Below are 15176 nucleotides of genomic sequence, written 5' to 3'. Positions count from 1 at the left end.
GATGAGGTCGATTTATGAACAAGCTCTAGGAAACCGATTTAACGGACTTCATCCCTTACTACAAAAAAAGTTCCGTTTACAAAGCCAGACTGAGAGGATTCTTAAAAGTAAAGGTGTTATGCATAGAATTGAAGGTGGAAAGGTATTTATGAAGCCTTTGATGAGTGCTTTTTCAAAAAAGCATATTACTTTTCCTGAACGAGGTAGAAACATCCCTTTTACAATGGAGAATGTAGCCTTTAAGGACCCATACGGAAGAGAGTCAGTGGCCTGGATTCGTCGCTTTTACTTTCCACATATCACTAGATGCTTTGATGCAACGATGGTTCTTCACTCAGATAAAAAGACGATTAATGACTATGTTGGAGTTGATCAGAGCTGGTTAACAAACATTACATTAGAGGTAACAGAGTGTGGAGGGCTAAGGATGCTGACGAAGGAGCAGAGAATTTTTATCCCATTTCTAAACCGTTTTATGTCAATTCCATTCCTAGGTAAGGGAGTTATTGAGGAGAGGTATGATGACCAAAAGGATTTATTTCTTATTGATGTCCATGTTCAACAGCCTTGGTTCGGAACGATTATACGATACCAAGGAGAATTCACGGTAGAATCTGAATCTATTTCTTCATCTAACATCCCTTCCTATATGCTACCGCGTCGATTTCATAGAGAGGAGTAAAGAAGATGAAGGGATGGGGTTACTATTGCTTCGCTTTAAGCTACTGGCTTTTATTAATTATTATTTTTCCTATAGCTTTAATCGATTCACTTCTGGTCTTCTCCTATTTAATTGTTGTTCCGTTAGCGTTAGAGGTAACTAAAACAGAGCATAGCCAGGGGAATCAGGCTCGAGTTCTCTATGTTGTGCGTCGTATAGCTCCATATGCTGCTGTCATTGGTTCATGGGCATTTTTCATTGACGTTGTTTGGATAAGTATTATATCTTCAATCATTTGGCTCTTTTTTACAGGCCTTGTTGCCTATTGTGGGGCTATTCGTTTGGCAGAGCGTGGTGTCTTTTCTTTTTCAGAAGAATCGTCTATTGATATTGGATATTTGTACCTTTTTATGGGTGGTGCTTGGTCAGCCATTTATCATTTGGGGATAAACGTTATGGATTTCGGTTCAACAATTATTTCGCTTACCGCTATTCATTTTCACTATTCGGCTTTTGTTGTCCCTATTTTCGTAGGATTATTAGGCAGGCTTTTAACGATCCAAGAGAAAAGGCAGAGAAAATATGCTTGGCTTGTTGTATTTGCTGTTCTAGGTCCGTTAGGTGTTGCTGTGGGGATTACTTATTCGGTTGTTCTTGAATTTATATTTGTGCTTTTATTTGTCTTGGCACTATGGTGGTATGTATGGTTGGTCTTAACTGTAAAGGTTCTTCGTGGACATGGGTGGGCTACACTTCTTATACGTTCATCGGCTGCTACATTAGTATTAACTATGCTTTTTGCGCTGATATATGCTTGGGGAAGACTCCAACACATCATGACGATCTCCATTCCTGATATGACCCTAATTCATGGAGTTGGGAATGCCTTTGGTTTTGTCCTGCTAGGCTTAATAGGTTGGGGACTGATTGCCCCGCCTTCGAGAAAGTCATTCTATGAAATCCCATTTAGTAGGATTAGGGGAAATGAGCTGCTTGGGAAGCGGTTACTCCAAGAAAATAAGTATATTGACCCGTATAGGAATAATCTGAAGGGCATTGTAGATGAAATGAGTACCTACAATAGATCAGATGGAAGCCTTCATTTTGATAACATTCATCCTTTGATTCGTAGATTTTATGAAGACACATTAAGCTTTACGGTCAAGTCTACAACCGAATGGGGAAAGGGTTTTAGAGCTTTTTCTAAGCTTTATAGTAGGCTAAGTAAAAAGCTTGGACAATTGCACATCCTGCCCCACAAGGCAGACCCATTAGTCGTAGATAGTGTGCTTGTCCCCATTCAAGACAACATGGATGGTCGAAATCAGGTCCGTGCATGGGTTCGCACAAATAAAAGCTCAGGAGACACGATCTTTGTAGCTCTTTACTCATCCTATAAAGAAATTAACCAGAAGGAAACATATATGAATGTTGCGTTACCATTACCATTTAGTCAGATGACAGGGATATTACGGTTAGATCCTTTAGAGGTAGAGGATGAGAAAGGGAAAGAAGTGGACGGAACAAGGAATAAATCTTTAGGACTTGTTCTAAGTAGTTTACCAAGGCAGCCTTTTCGTGGAGATGAAGGAATCTACCTAAGTCTCGGGTGGATGATCCTTAGGCTCCCTCTTCATGAGCAGTTTATTGTACGTGCTGTAGAACAAAGCGGAACATTATATGCTACTCATCAGATGTGGCTGTTTGGATATCCTTTTTTACGTATCAAGTATGACATAAAGCTTATAGAAGATAAGGAGAAAAGGAAGGGTGAAGGAGATGAATGAGCGCATGAACAAGCCTATTCTGCTTTTTGATGGTGTTTGTAATATGTGTAACTCACTCGTACAGTTTGTCATAAAGCATGATAAAAAGGAAATCTTCTATTTTGCTTCCTTGCAGTCTGAGGCTGGCAAGCTGTTACTGGAGCGCGTAGGATTAGCTCATATCGATATGGATACGTTTGTTTATGTTGATCATTCAAGGGCATTCATCAAATCCTCTGCAGCTCTTAGAGTGTTTCGTGATCTTGGAGGCTGGTGGAGACTGCTGTATATAGGAATCATTGTTCCTCGAGTGATACGAGATGGAATCTATGAGCAGGTTGCTAAGCGACGATATAAGTGGTTTGGAAAAAAAGAAGAATGTATGCTACCAACTCCACAGCAAAGAAAAAGGTTCTTAGAATCCACAGAGGATGTGACACAAAGCTTCGAAAAATAAAAATTCTTGACAAAGTGTGACAATATAGTTATCTTTAAATTAAGATTTAAAAAATACGAAATATAGAAAGCTCCAGAGAATACTTAATTTAATCAGGTAGGTGAGGAGAATGTCAGAGAGAGAAGAGAATGTTTCTTTAAAGTTGTTTGTGGTTTTATCCAAGGCAGCTAAATCTATCTTAGATGTAGCAATGAAGGATATGAAAAAATATGGGATGTCATCTTCAGAGTTTATGGTTCTTGAAGTCCTATACACAAAAGGTAGTATTCCCTTGCAGCAGATTGGAGAAAAGGTTCTGATTACAAGTGGAAGTATTACATATAATATCGATAAGCTTGAAAGAAAAGGACTATTAATTCGGATACCATGCCAAGAGGATAGACGAGTGACTTTTGCTCAACTGACTAAAGCAGGAAATGACTTGTTTGACGAAATATTCCCTAAACATACTGAAACCATTCATGATTTATTATCCAGTCTAGATCCTGAGGAGAAGAAATTGGCAATAGAGCTACTTAAGAAAATAGGAAAAGGCGTTAACGATAGTGAGGCATCATAGCTATATTTTTATACTTGATTTGATTATAGAATGACTTAATAGTTTGTATAAGAGTAGAAAAGAAAGTGAATAAAACGTAGAGAAATAAAGAGGTACCGTCAATAATTTTGTGTAAATAGAAGATTCGGTTTCTTGTAAAATGGTTATGTATTTATTCTTCAGTAAACATACTACTTAGCTCTGCCCGTGCTTGATCAAACCCAATATGACATCGTGCGGAGAACTTTTGGTTGTAAGGTTCAACTAGGGAAACAAGAAAGCGTTCTAAAGATTCTTCGTTAGGAAACTGCTCTTTCCTTTTGCTGTATCTCTTAATATTTTTATTCAATCCCTCAATAAGATTCGTCGAATAAATACTTCTCCAAATTTCACGGGGAAAGTCATAAAATGTAAGCAAGTAAGGGTTATCACTCAGAGCCTTTGTTACTCTAGGGTAAGCTGACTGCCACTTGCTGACGAAGGTCTCTAGTTCTTGTTGCGCTTCATGACGCGAATCAGATCGGTATACTCTCTTAAAATCTGCACAGATGCTCTTACGGTCAGCTACTCGAACTTTGTGAGCAATATGCCGTGCGGCATGGACACAACAAGACTGATACTTAGAACGAGGAAAGACTGTAGAGATGCGTTCCTGAAGACCTTTTAATCCGTCTGAAATAAAAAGGAGGATATCTTCAACTCCACGTTCTTTAAGGTCTTGTAATACTTCTTCCCAGACAAAAGCTGACTCCGTCGGAGCAATCGTAAAAGAAAGGACTTCTTTGGATCCATCCTCTCGGATGCCAACAGAGATATACACGGCTTCTTTAGAGACGGTGTCACGCTTCAGAGCAATAAAAGTCGCATCAAGATAAACACATACGTAGCGAGAAGCTAAAGAACGTGATTTGAAAGCTGCTACTTGCTCTCCGACCGCTTTAGTCATATTCGAAATGGTCTGTGGTGTGTAGTGATGCCCGTACATTCTTTCAACCAAATCAGAGATTTCGGACATCGTGACTCCCTTTTGAAACATATGAATGACAAACGCCTCTAGGGTGTCGTTTGAGCGCTTATAAGGTTGAACGGTTTGTTGCTTAAACTCACCATTACGATCACGAGGGATACTGATTTCTAAGTCTCCAAACTCCGTGTGGAGTTTACGGGAGTAGGAGCCGTTTCTAGAGTTACCTGAATGAAATCCAATTCGGTCGTACTTTTCATAGTCTAGGAAAGCTGATAACTCCGTTTGAAGCAATGTATTAACAGCAGCTTCTAAGTGAATGCGAAAAACTTCTTTAATATCTTCTTTTTTGACTAGAGCTTGAATGATATCTGTTGTAAACTGGTTCATAGGGAAGACCTCTTTTCTGTGAATTTTGTGTGGTAACTCAATTCTACAAGAAAAGGTCTTCCTTTTTCTATCTATTCATTTACACAAGATATTTTACGCTATCAATAAAGAAAATTCACATATAGATAGAAAGTGAATTCACATAGAGAAATAATAAAAACAATATTCCATATTTTTTTGTACAATATCTTTAATTTGAGATAAATAAATGAAAATAAAGTTGATTGTGTAGTTTCACAAGACAAGCTAAAATAGATTAATACGGAGTTATATATTAATTGATAGTGATGAGGTGAAGCTATGAAAATAGTAGTTTTAGACGGATATACACTAAATCCAGGGGATTTATCATGGGATGAGTTAGCCAGTTTTGGGGAACTAAGTGTCTTTGATCGTACTCCTGTTGATTTAATCGAAGAAAGAGCAAAAGAGGCAGAGATCGTCTTTACAAATAAAACACCGTTAAGAGAGGATATTCTTTCAAAGCTACCAAATCTAAAGTATATAGGAGTATTTGCTACAGGCTATGATAACGTGGATGTTGATGCAGCAGCTAAATTAAACATTACAGTAACCAATATTCCAGCTTATAGCACTGATTCAGTAGCTCAGGTGACATTTGCTCTTTTACTAGAGTTAACTAATGCTGTTCATGCCCATCATTTAGAGGTTCATAAAGGAAGATGGCAGAGTAGCCCTGACTTCACTTTTTCAGTACAGCCCCAAATGGAGCTTTCGGGGAAGACATTGGGAATTGTGGGTTACGGTACGATAGGAGCAAAGGTTGCTGAGATAGGGAGAGCTTTTGGAATGAAGATATTAGCTTATCGTCGTACTACGAGTACGGATATTCCGTTTGAGAATTTCCGTTATGTTCCTTTGGCAGAGCTTCTAGCAGAATCTGACGTAGTCAGCTTGCATTGCCCGTTAACGCAAGAAACGGAAAAGCTGATGAACAAGGAAACTCTTGCTCTAATGAAATCAAGCTCATACTTAATTAATACATCTCGAGGAAAGCTGATAGATGAAGAAGCGCTCGCTTATTCATTAAAGTCCGGGAAAATTGCCGGAGCAGGTCTAGATGTGTTATCTGTAGAACCACCTACAGAGAATCACCAATTAATCGGCCTATCTAATGTAGTGATTACACCGCATATCGCTTGGGCTAGTTTAGAAGCACGTCAAAGATTACTAAAGATAGCTGTAAAGAATGTACAAGCATTCCTTGCAGGGAATCCTGTTCATGTTGTCTCGCGTTAAGGGGATATGGATGGTTTTAGCGGCAACTGTTCTGTGGGGACTTTCTGGAACAGCTGCCCAGTTTTTATTTCAACAGACTGTCATCCAAGTGGATGACTTAGTATTTATTCGCTTGTTTGTATCAGGTATTTTGCTTTTACTCTTAGCTAGATGGAGGGAAGGGTCAGGGAGTATATGGAGAGTTTGGAGAGACCGATTTTCTAACTATAGGCTTATTATTTTTGGCCTATTAGGTATGCTTGCTGTCCAGTATACTTTTTTTGTAGCGATTGCTGAAGGAGATGCTGCTACAGCAACTCTTTTACAATTCCTAGGACCATTATTTATTACGATTTATGTGGCTCTACGTGCTTTACGCTGGCCTACTGGCTATGAACTGCTAGCTGTTGGAATCGCCTTATGTGGAGTAGCCTTACTCGTTACAAATGGTAGGTTTACAGAATTAGCCGTTTCTAAGGAAACTGTCTTATGGGGCTTAGCCTCAGCACTTGCTTTGGCGTTTTATACACTCTATCCAATCCCGTTGCTGCGAAAATGGTCATCTACAATGGTTGTTGGATGGGGAATGATGATAGGTGCTGTTGGTCTTGCTATCGTACGACCACCTTGGCAGATATTTAACATTGATTGGAATATGACTCTTCTAGGTTTTGTTTTTTTTGTTGTCATTTTTGGGACATTGGTTCCCTTTTACATGTATATGGAGAGCCTAAGGTATATACAGCCTTCTGAAACGAGTATTCTCTCATCCGCTGAGCCTTTAGCTGCAGCCATTTCTGCTGTCGTGTGGTTAAACGTTTCCTTTGGCTTTTTTCAAGCCATTGGTGGAGTATGTATTATGCTTACGGTCATTATCATTTCAAAGGCTAAACGCAAAATAGCGCAGGATCAGAAAATAGGAGGTTCTCTATGAATAAAGAAGCAACGGATTTTTTAGTTGAACTTTTACAGACTCCTTCTCCATCAGGAATGGAAATGGAGATTCAAAAGAAATGGATGAGCTATGTGCAAGGCTTTGCCCATGAAGTGAAGACGGATATGGCAGGTAATGTGCTTGGAATTCTGAATCCAAACGCTCCTTTTAAGGTACTGTTGGCTGGCCATTCCGATGAGATAGCATTCGTAGTGAATCGGATTGATGAGAAAGGCTTCATATACTTTGACAAAGTCGGAGGGATTAGTCAAAAGCTTGCCGTTGGAATGAATGTTACGGTGTTAGGCAATGAAAAAACGATAACTGGGGTTATTGGAGCTAATGCCGAGCATCATGGAGGGATTAAGGACGGCTTTGCCATTGAGGACTTGTTTGTTGATTGTGGAGCTGTGAACAGGGAAGAAATAGAAAAGTACATTCAGATAGGTGATCTTATTGTTTATAAAAGAGAGCCTGAATGGTTAATGAATAATAGATTAAGTGGGCGTGGTTTAGATAACCGGACAGGTGCTTTCATTGTGGCAGAGGTGCTAAGACAGCTATCTGATAGAAAGCTGTCTGTGTGTGTGATTGCAGCAAGTACAGTTAATGAAGAGACAAATATGGGAGGAGCCTATTTTGCTGGTGCTGGAGTACAGCCTAGTATGGCAATCGCATGTGATGTTACTTTTGCAACAGATTATCCAAGTGTAAATCGTAATAAGTATGGAGATATACGCTTAGATGGTGGGCCTGTTTTAGCGAAAGGAGCTCCGATTAATATAAAGATAAACAGACTCCTAGAGAAAACAGCAAAACAGCTTGATATGAACCTTCAGTATGAATTAACACCGAGAAGTACAGGAACGGACGCTGATAAAATCAGATATACGGGGCAGGGTGTACCTGTTGCTCTTGTATCTCTACCGCTACGCTAATGCATTCACCAGTTGAAACGGCAAGTCTCAAGGATATCGAGCAGGAAATTCAGCTACTTGTTGAAATGATTTCTAGTTTGACAGGGGAAGAGGATTTAAATCCTTTGACTTAAAATGATATACAGTCGACGCTTTAAGAGAGAGCTGTCCAAAAGTAGATGTTCCTACTCAAGGATAGCTTTTTCCGTATTAAATTGTTTCCTTTACTTAGTGAAAGAGTTTTAACAGCACTACAGCTAGAATTGTCATAAAGTACATAAAGCTTCCACATTTTTAAAAATAATTATTATTGAAAACCACACCAAATATTTACTTTATAGATTATAATAAATTCAACAAGGATAAATGTAGAGGAAGTGTTTAAATGGGTCATAAGAAAAGACTCAGTTCAGGAGTACTAACAATAGTACTTCTCATTTTAGTGTTTACAAATCCAGCCCAAGCGGCAGTTGTTCATGATTCACAAGGGTACATTAATGATCACGCCCAGATGCTTAATGAAGCCCAAAGATCTGCAATTGAGAAAGTAATTAATATTTCTTCAATGGACCTATATCTGTATACAATCCCTAATCTAGATGGTGGTGTTATATCAACTCTGTCTACTTTTGTTTTTGATAAATGGGAACTTACAGAAAATGATGTATTAATGGTCATTACAGCTGAAGAAAGAGAAGTACATATTGAAATAGCAAAGGGTAGTAGGTTAGACAAGGCGTTTCAGGAGCTTTCCTTGCAGGAAGGGTATATTGGAGCTGGGAATCCATATACGGTGTTCCTTGACCAACACTTTATCCCCCATGCAGCTGAAGGAAATATTAAGCAAGGGGTAATTATGGTTACAAAAGAGCTTTCTCTTTTGAATCAGAGTAACGATGAAATAGAAGTAGCACCTGTAGTCGCTGAACCTGTACAACCTGAACAAGTAGCAACAGGTGAAAATGCTCCAGATGTTTCAGAGTCGAGTCTTCTCCTGTCCTTACTAGTTCTTATTGCGCTAGTTTTGGTAAGTTATAAGCTGATTTTAATGTTAGTCGAATATTTGAAGCTTAAAAAGAGAAAGAAGAAGATTTTAAGTGATCACCAGGCAATATTAGTGTCCATTCATCAGCTTGAGCAGGAGATCGAGCCGCTTGCTCAGTTCTCACGTGGTAAATCAGAGACATTTATTAAGGAATCAAGGGATACCTTTTATGAGCTCCTACAAGAAGCTACTAAATTTTCGAGAACACTTGCTGGCGTTAGCTTTTCATTCTTCTCATCACGCACTAAAACCAAAAAACAGCTGGAAGAGTTGAATGACCAAATCGTACAGTTCCGGAAATTCATTGATATTGTCCAATCCGCTATTGACCTTTACAAAGGGACTGAAAATGAAGTCTTACCTGTGATTGAAGCATCTGTTAAAGAGATGGAGCAGGTAGATGAGCTTTTACGTAAGCAGTTAGAGAACAATCCGTTTCCCCTGGAGCAGATTGTTAAAAGAGCAGAGGATTTGAGAGGAATTGTCCAAAAGGCAAGTCAGTCTGCTCAGCTTGATCCGTTGTATGCGAAGGATATATTAGAGGGTGTTCCTTCTAGAATTACAGTATTGAGAAAGGAAGTCCTGCTTATTGGTCTTCAAACTGAGGAGTTTAGAGGACTACCTGATTTCTTACAAAGTAAGAGAGAGGAACTCGAACAAATCATCAATAAAGAAAATCTGATTTTATCAGAAATTAATCCTTTCTCTGCTTTTGAAAATATTCAGAGCCAGCATACGAACCTAGAGAATGCTCTAAGGCAAGGAGATATCAAGGCATCTACACACATGTTAAAAAACATACATCAGTGGCTTAAGCATTCATTTGATGAGGTGAAGGCGACTATTGCTTCAAGAGATTGGGGAAAAGAAACGCTTAATCAGGTTGATATGGAGAAACAAAAATTTGACTTATACGGAGTTACAGAGCTAGAAGAAGAAATCCAGAAGGTACAAAGAGAATACCACGAGATTCATTGGAAGAAGCTTTCTGAGACTATACACACGATAAAGGCTAATCATTTAGAAATTAAGCAAACCTTGCCAGACGTAAGACATGGTTTAGATCCTATGATTCAATTTTATTTCAGAGCAGAAAAGCATCTGACTCAGTTAATTCTGTTGTTAGAAGAGAATTCGAGCATCCAGTTAAATATCCTGCATCTTAAATACGAGTTGGATGCAAAAAGTCAACTTCTGAAGAAGGAATTTGAAGAACACTATATCTCTTTTTCACATTTGTTATCACGTATTCAGCTACATAAGCTTGAACGTGTTCAATTACTTCAAGGGGCAGAGCAGTTTATAAGAGATGTAAAAATGGACATTGACCAAATTCTTGAAGCGCCTCTACTTCATGTAGAAGAGCTTTATACTGCTGTTAAACAATATAGTCGTGAGGTAGAGAATTTTGAAAATCAAATTGAAAGAACGGTACAAGAAAAAAATCAAGCTGAGAGATCCTATCAGCATCTAGCCTCAGCTTTTTCAGAAGCTGTAAAGCGTTATCGATCAAAAATCAAGACATCTTATTACAATAGTGAATTTAAAACGCTATGTGGAAGAATAGAATTAGCGTTGAAGGAATGCGAATATCCAAAAGCACTGTCTTTCGTTGCAGAAGGAGAAGGTCTGATAGATAGAATGAAGTTAGACTATCAGCAAAAGGTGGATCTAGAGCATGCTCAGGAAATGGAGCGTCAGCGCCAGCGTAATATTCAAAGACTCAGGGAAGAAGAGGCTGCTCTACGCCGAGCTAATAAAGCGGCGGCTGCTACCTCATCATTCTGGGGGAATTCAGGCTCTAGCTCAAACCGATCAAGTGGAGCAAGCAGTGGAGGTGGCTCTAGCTGGAATAATTCAAGCTCTTCTGGTGGAGGCTCTAGCTGGAGTAGTGGTTCAAAAAGCACTGGAGGAAGCTCAAGCTGGGGAGGTTCATCGAAATCCTCTGGTGGATCAAAGGGTGGAGGATCGAAATGGTAAGAAAGTATATTTATTTTATTTAACTTTTTTACATGGTTATTTCAAAAAAATACGCCAGTCAGCTTCATCTTTATGAAGCGACTGGCGTATTTCTGGTTAAAACAAGTATGGAAATAATAATGAACCAACTAATGAATCTGCTCTTTAGCTTGCTGTTGAAAATGTACATTCAGCAAATATTTCACCCAACAAGCGCTTAAAAGAAGCAAAATAAAAGCAGAGATAAAGATACTGCGTAAACCAAATTGAGCGGCTAGCTGCCCTGCGGCAATGGGACCTATAAAATTTCCTAAAAAAGTAGCGGAGGTAGCATAGCTGTACGTCCTGCTTTCCATTCCTTTTGGAGCATAATGTCGTACAAGTGTATGGAGAGACGGTAGCATCCCACCAAGTGTGACTCCTAGTAGAAAACGCAGGGCAATTAGCTGCCATAAATCAAGAACGAACGCTTGTGGTAGGGTTATTAGAGCAGCTGCAATCAAGGAGTAAAAGAGTACATGCTGGGCCCCATGTCGATCACCAAGCTTCCCGAGCTGAGGAGAGGCGAGCATATTTGTAAAGCCCATTACGGCTCCTGTAAGACCGGCTAGGAAGGCAAGATATTGTGAGGAATCAGTAAGCTCCTGTACAAATAGTGGGATCAATGGCATTGTTCCTAGCATAGCAAGCTGAATAAGCGTTCCGATAAAAAAGAAGGATAGAATAGGCTTTCGAGCAATAATCACTTTAAAATCCTGTACTAAGCTCGTTTTTTCTTCATTTTCCTTGCGTTCAAACTTTTCATGTACAAAAAAGATAACAATTAACGTAGCCAGAAAAACAAAGATGCCTGTGTACATAAAAATGGCTCTGAAGCCCATGATATCAGCCATGACTCCACCAATCAAAGGGCCGCAAATCGATCCTGCTACAGCACTAGATTGAAGGATACCAATAGCATATCCGGTTCTTTCCTTCGGGGTATTCGTAGCTGTTAATGCAATAGCGGCAGGAATAAATCCTGAAATCGTCCCATTAATAATTCTAAGGATGAGGAGATGAATGTGGTTGGTAGCGAATCCCATAAGTATGGTAACGATGGCCATCCCAATACCAGAGCGAATGAGCATCATTTTTCTGCCATAGCGGTCAGCTATTTTTCCCCAAATGGGAGAGAAGATAAGGGCGGTTAAAAATTGTGAGCCAAAAATCAGACCGGACCATTTACTAATTTCGGCTGAATCAGTTAAACCAAGCTCCTGTAAATACAAAGGGAGGAAGGGAATAATTTGACTCATGGAGGCCATAAATAAAAATTGACCTGCACAAAGTATCCATAAATTCTTTTTCCAATTTTTCATCGTGACAGGACCCTCTCAGATACTTCGAAAAACGAATTAATTTATTTACATTAGCATGAATATCTTATTTTTACAAGGGCATTATTGGAATAATAGTAATAAGTGGGGATTAACTACTCTCATAAAATATTATGTTTTAGAGCTAATGAATTAGGGAATATAATAGTTGTTATAGATATAGATTAAGTATTAAAGTTGATTTAGGACAAGATGATTAAAGAAATGGGCGGAATGATTTTTCACACCGTTTAGTATATACTACTACTTACACAAGTATTTCATTGAAGAAGGGGGGAGATGATTGTGGATCATTTCAGTCATAGCCAATTATCTAAAGAAGAGCGGATGTGGGGAACATTATGTCATTTATCAGCTTTTGCCATATTTCTCTTACCTTTTGGTGGAAACTTTCTGGGTCCATTAGTTGTTTATCTTCTAAAGAAAAATGATTATCCGTTTGTGGCAGATCAGGGGATTGAATCTTTGAATTTTCAGATTAGCTTGCTCATCTATACGGTGATTTCTGCTATGCTTATCATCGTGTTAATCGGTTTAATTGGACTCTTTCTAATTCCTATTATAGGTTTTATATTTGTTGTGATTGCTTCATTAAGGGCAAACGATGGGGTAAGGTATCGTTACCCATTTACAATTCGAATCCTTAGATAACTGTCAACTAAGCGCAAATAGGTCTAACACACGGCTAAAAAGGACTGTCTCTATATATTAGAGGCGGTCCTTTTTAACAGTCTAAGAATTTATAATTATAAAATCTGATACAATGGTTTCTTCAAGTTTTATAAATTCTGACTAGGACACAGAACGACTTGCAACTTTAGTTGCTTAGCGTCAACTGCGCACTATGTGTGAAAGCTTCTTCTAATGCTGGACTAGGCAACCTCCTCGAGAGGACTTCGATAGAAGCCTTTCTTAATAAAGCTTTTATATTATTTGATTCAGATTCAGCCTTACCTGTCAATAAACTAGTTGAGCTAAACGATCTGCTTTAGAATCAATTGTTTTAGTAACGGAGCCATATGCTCAGGTAGTTTTGCAACATCATTGATTAAAAGATGCTGCTTGCCGTATATATTTTTCATAGCCTGCTGCTCCTGAGGCTGAATGTCCTCTGTCGATAAAAATACACCAATAACGGTTATGCCTTGTTTTCTAGCGTGAAGAACAGCTTGATACGTATCCACGATGCCCTGGTCATCATATCCTGTAGCAGCGGGTTCTCCATCAGAAAATACTAGAAGGATTCTATGCTTTTCTGATTGTTTCAGGAGGGATTCTGTAAGAAGTCGAATCATATACCCGTCACGGTTATCCTCCTGAGGGCTTAGCTGTAAAATTTCTGGTCCACTATTTGGCCAGCAGGATTGCTCAAAGGACAAGGCATTAAATAAAACATTAGGCTGGTAGGTATCCGTAGATTGGCTTGCTTCCTCCCAGAATCCGTGAATAGAATGCTTAATTTTTAACGCTGCCAGAGCTTCATGGAACAGAATGATTCCTTTTTTCGTTTGATCCATTTTATCTAGCATAGAGGAGGAGCAATCTACTAATAAAGCAAAGCAAGCATCTAGTTCGTTGCTTTGTTGCTGTTTTTTATAAAATAAACGTGGCTGCTTATCTGTCCAGAGAGGGAGTAGGTTACGCTGTAGGCGTCCTACATGAAGCCCTCTAAAAGGAGCATGCTGCTTATGTTCAAGTGTTTTGTTTATCGTGTTTTGTAGGGTTCGTACCCACGGTCGAACCTCCCGAGTGTATTGAGCGTATAACTGGCGATCTTCTATAGAAGGCTCTTGAGCTGAGAGATATCGAACGACTGCAAATTGATTTGCCTTCCCATAAGGGTATGCTTTACCACCGTGGGTATGGTCTTTCTCCTGAACGTCTCTTTCTGCTTGCTGTAGCTCCTGCTCAGTAAAATCGCTTCCCGTAGATGCACGAGAAGATGCCTGTACAGAACCAAGTGCCTGATCTCCGTCCTCTGCTTCTCTTATTCCCTGACCAAGTAAATGGATTTTGGTTCCCGATTCAAGCTCAAACTGTAGAAAGCTTTCTGTCGGCTTTGACGTTTCGCGATGCCAGGAGGGAAGCTTATCTTCATGTGCTTCACTTTCTTCAGCATTCGTCTGCTCAATGGAATCTTCATTTTTTAATTGGTTTTTCCGTGTCAGGTCATCAATATTGTCCGTAGAAGCTGCCTGAAGCTGATGAGTAAACAGCATGAAGTATTGAACATGCATATCCTGTTTCAAAAAAGCTTCCAATCTAGGCCACTGCTTCATACATAATCGAGCCGCTTCATTAGTCGAATCACACTCATAAAGCTGTATAAGCTCTGTAGTTAATGGTTCACATATCTGATCCAGTTCAAAAGGGATATCTAACACAGAATAAGCACCATCAGAGGTTAAACGGATATAGAGAACACACAGCAAAGCTTCTGCCCACCTTTGTCGTTCAATATGGCGGGTTAGCTGCTCCTGATAGTAGTTGCGATACGTTTGAGTTCTGATAAGCATTGCTTGTTCAATCCCGGGTCTTTTTCTTACACACGGCTCAAGTAATCTGAGTTCTTCGACCATGGCTAACAACTGTTTGGCGAAGCTGCTAAAGGATAGAGATTCTGAAGCCCGACTATAGTCAAGGATAGATAAATAATCGGTTTCTTGTGCAAAACCTAACGCTTGGATATATAAGTCACTTTTTAAACCTAGCTTCTTTTTTTGATCAGGAAAAGGATCCCAAAATCGACTCATATATAACATCTGATCCTGAGGGTGATAGTACGATAAATAATTATAGTCTACCTGTAGTTCCTTTTGCTTCGTTAAAGACCGGGCTAGATCCATACATTGCATCATGAAAAAGGAATCCACGTCTTTTTCAACAAATGTAAGGTATTTCACAAGTCTTCACGCCCTTTCGTTGCT

General features: G+C 39.2%; 11 protein-coding genes and 1 pseudogene. 9 read left to right on the top strand and 3 right to left on the bottom strand.

The features are described 5' to 3' along the window. Window position 1 precedes the first annotated feature (1 nt). The 4 genes from J2S11_RS16545 to J2S11_RS16530 all read left to right on the top strand — a co-directional run bounded on the left by J2S11_RS16545 (window position 2) and on the right by J2S11_RS16530 (window position 3443). Window positions 2-682: a DUF4166 domain-containing protein gene (locus J2S11_RS16545; RefSeq protein WP_307396385.1), complete on the top strand. Its 681-nt coding sequence runs from the start codon at window positions 2-4 to the stop codon at window positions 680-682. A gap of 5 nt (window positions 683-687) precedes the next feature. Further along, complete coding sequence (locus J2S11_RS16540) at window positions 688-2448, top strand: YndJ family protein (RefSeq protein WP_307396384.1); 1761 nt, start codon at window positions 688-690, stop codon at window positions 2446-2448. Continuing rightward, window positions 2441-2884 carry a thiol-disulfide oxidoreductase DCC family protein gene (locus tag J2S11_RS16535; RefSeq protein ID WP_307396510.1) on the top strand — a complete coding sequence of 148 codons (444 nt, stop codon included), beginning with the start codon at window positions 2441-2443 and terminating at the stop codon, window positions 2882-2884. Before J2S11_RS16540 ends, J2S11_RS16535 begins: the two co-directional genes overlap by 8 nt. Window positions 2885-2993: 109 nt before the next feature. Further along, complete coding sequence (locus J2S11_RS16530) at window positions 2994-3443, top strand: MarR family winged helix-turn-helix transcriptional regulator (protein WP_307396382.1); 450 nt, start codon at window positions 2994-2996, stop codon at window positions 3441-3443. Between the two features lie 151 nt (window positions 3444-3594). Here the strand turns inward: J2S11_RS16530 and J2S11_RS16525 are convergent, their stop codons facing one another. Then, window positions 3595-4776 carry an IS256 family transposase gene (locus tag J2S11_RS16525; RefSeq protein WP_307396381.1) on the bottom strand — a complete coding sequence of 394 codons (1182 nt, stop codon included), beginning with the start codon at window positions 4774-4776 and terminating at the stop codon, window positions 3595-3597. Between the two features lie 300 nt (window positions 4777-5076). On the opposite strand from J2S11_RS16525, the gene J2S11_RS16520 reads away from it, so the two are divergent. The 4 genes and pseudogenes from J2S11_RS16520 (at window position 5077) to J2S11_RS16505 (ending at window position 10891) form a co-directional block, all read left to right on the top strand. Beyond that, the gene (locus J2S11_RS16520; RefSeq protein WP_307396379.1) at window positions 5077-6036 is read left to right on the top strand and encodes a D-2-hydroxyacid dehydrogenase; all 960 of its coding nucleotides are present in this window, start codon (window positions 5077-5079) and stop codon (window positions 6034-6036) included. Beyond that, the gene (locus J2S11_RS16515; protein ID WP_307396378.1) at window positions 6020-6949 is read left to right on the top strand and encodes an EamA family transporter; all 930 of its coding nucleotides are present in this window, start codon (window positions 6020-6022) and stop codon (window positions 6947-6949) included. Before J2S11_RS16520 ends, J2S11_RS16515 begins: the two co-directional genes overlap by 17 nt. Further along, window positions 6946-8000 (top strand): annotated as a pseudogene (locus J2S11_RS16510) (M20/M25/M40 family metallo-hydrolase). The gene J2S11_RS16515 and the pseudogene J2S11_RS16510 overlap by 4 nt, the downstream one beginning before the upstream one ends. Before the next feature lie 251 nt (window positions 8001-8251). Beyond that, a complete protein-coding gene (locus tag J2S11_RS16505; protein ID WP_307396377.1) occupies window positions 8252-10891 on the top strand; it encodes a TPM domain-containing protein in 2640 nt (879 codons plus the stop codon). Window positions 10892-11019: 128 nt separating this feature from the next. Here J2S11_RS16505 and J2S11_RS16500 read toward each other — a convergent pair whose 3' ends face one another. Further along, complete coding sequence (locus J2S11_RS16500; protein WP_307396375.1) at window positions 11020-12231, bottom strand: MFS transporter; 1212 nt, start codon at window positions 12229-12231, stop codon at window positions 11020-11022. Window positions 12232-12534: 303 nt separating this feature from the next. Between J2S11_RS16500 and J2S11_RS16495 the strand changes: the two genes are divergently transcribed. Next, the gene (locus J2S11_RS16495; RefSeq protein WP_307396373.1) at window positions 12535-12900 is read left to right on the top strand and encodes a DUF4870 domain-containing protein; all 366 of its coding nucleotides are present in this window, start codon (window positions 12535-12537) and stop codon (window positions 12898-12900) included. A 323-nt stretch (window positions 12901-13223) separates the two neighbouring features. On the opposite strand, the gene J2S11_RS16490 is transcribed toward J2S11_RS16495, so the two are convergent. Beyond that, a complete protein-coding gene (locus J2S11_RS16490; protein ID WP_307396371.1) occupies window positions 13224-15152 on the bottom strand; it encodes a vWA domain-containing protein in 1929 nt (642 codons plus the stop codon). Between the last annotated feature and the right edge of the window lie 24 nt (window positions 15153-15176).

The organism is Bacillus horti, assembly GCF_030813115.1.
GTDB classification, from domain to species: Bacteria; Bacillota; Bacilli; order Caldalkalibacillales; family JCM-10596; genus Bacillus_CH; species Bacillus_CH horti.
This window is presented reverse-complemented; position numbering and strand designations above follow the sequence as displayed.

Bases quoted from the DNA above. Each gene is read 5' to 3' on its own strand.
- J2S11_RS16515 (WP_307396378.1), top strand. From the start codon at position 6,020: ATGTTGTCTCGCGTTAAGGGGATATGGATGGTTTTAGCGGCAACTGTT.
- J2S11_RS16545 (WP_307396385.1), top strand. From the start codon at position 2: ATGAGGTCGATTTATGAACAAGCTCTAGGAAACCGATTTAACGGACTT.
- J2S11_RS16500 (WP_307396375.1), bottom strand. From the start codon at position 12,231: ATGAAAAATTGGAAAAAGAATTTATGGATACTTTGTGCAGGTCAATTT.
- J2S11_RS16530 (WP_307396382.1), top strand. From the start codon at position 2,994: ATGTCAGAGAGAGAAGAGAATGTTTCTTTAAAGTTGTTTGTGGTTTTA.
- J2S11_RS16535 (WP_307396510.1), top strand. From the start codon at position 2,441: ATGAATGAGCGCATGAACAAGCCTATTCTGCTTTTTGATGGTGTTTGT.
- J2S11_RS16520 (WP_307396379.1), top strand. From the start codon at position 5,077: ATGAAAATAGTAGTTTTAGACGGATATACACTAAATCCAGGGGATTTA.
- J2S11_RS16540 (WP_307396384.1), top strand. From the start codon at position 688: ATGAAGGGATGGGGTTACTATTGCTTCGCTTTAAGCTACTGGCTTTTA.
- J2S11_RS16525 (WP_307396381.1), bottom strand. From the start codon at position 4,776: ATGAACCAGTTTACAACAGATATCATTCAAGCTCTAGTCAAAAAAGAA.
- J2S11_RS16505 (WP_307396377.1), top strand. From the start codon at position 8,252: ATGGGTCATAAGAAAAGACTCAGTTCAGGAGTACTAACAATAGTACTT.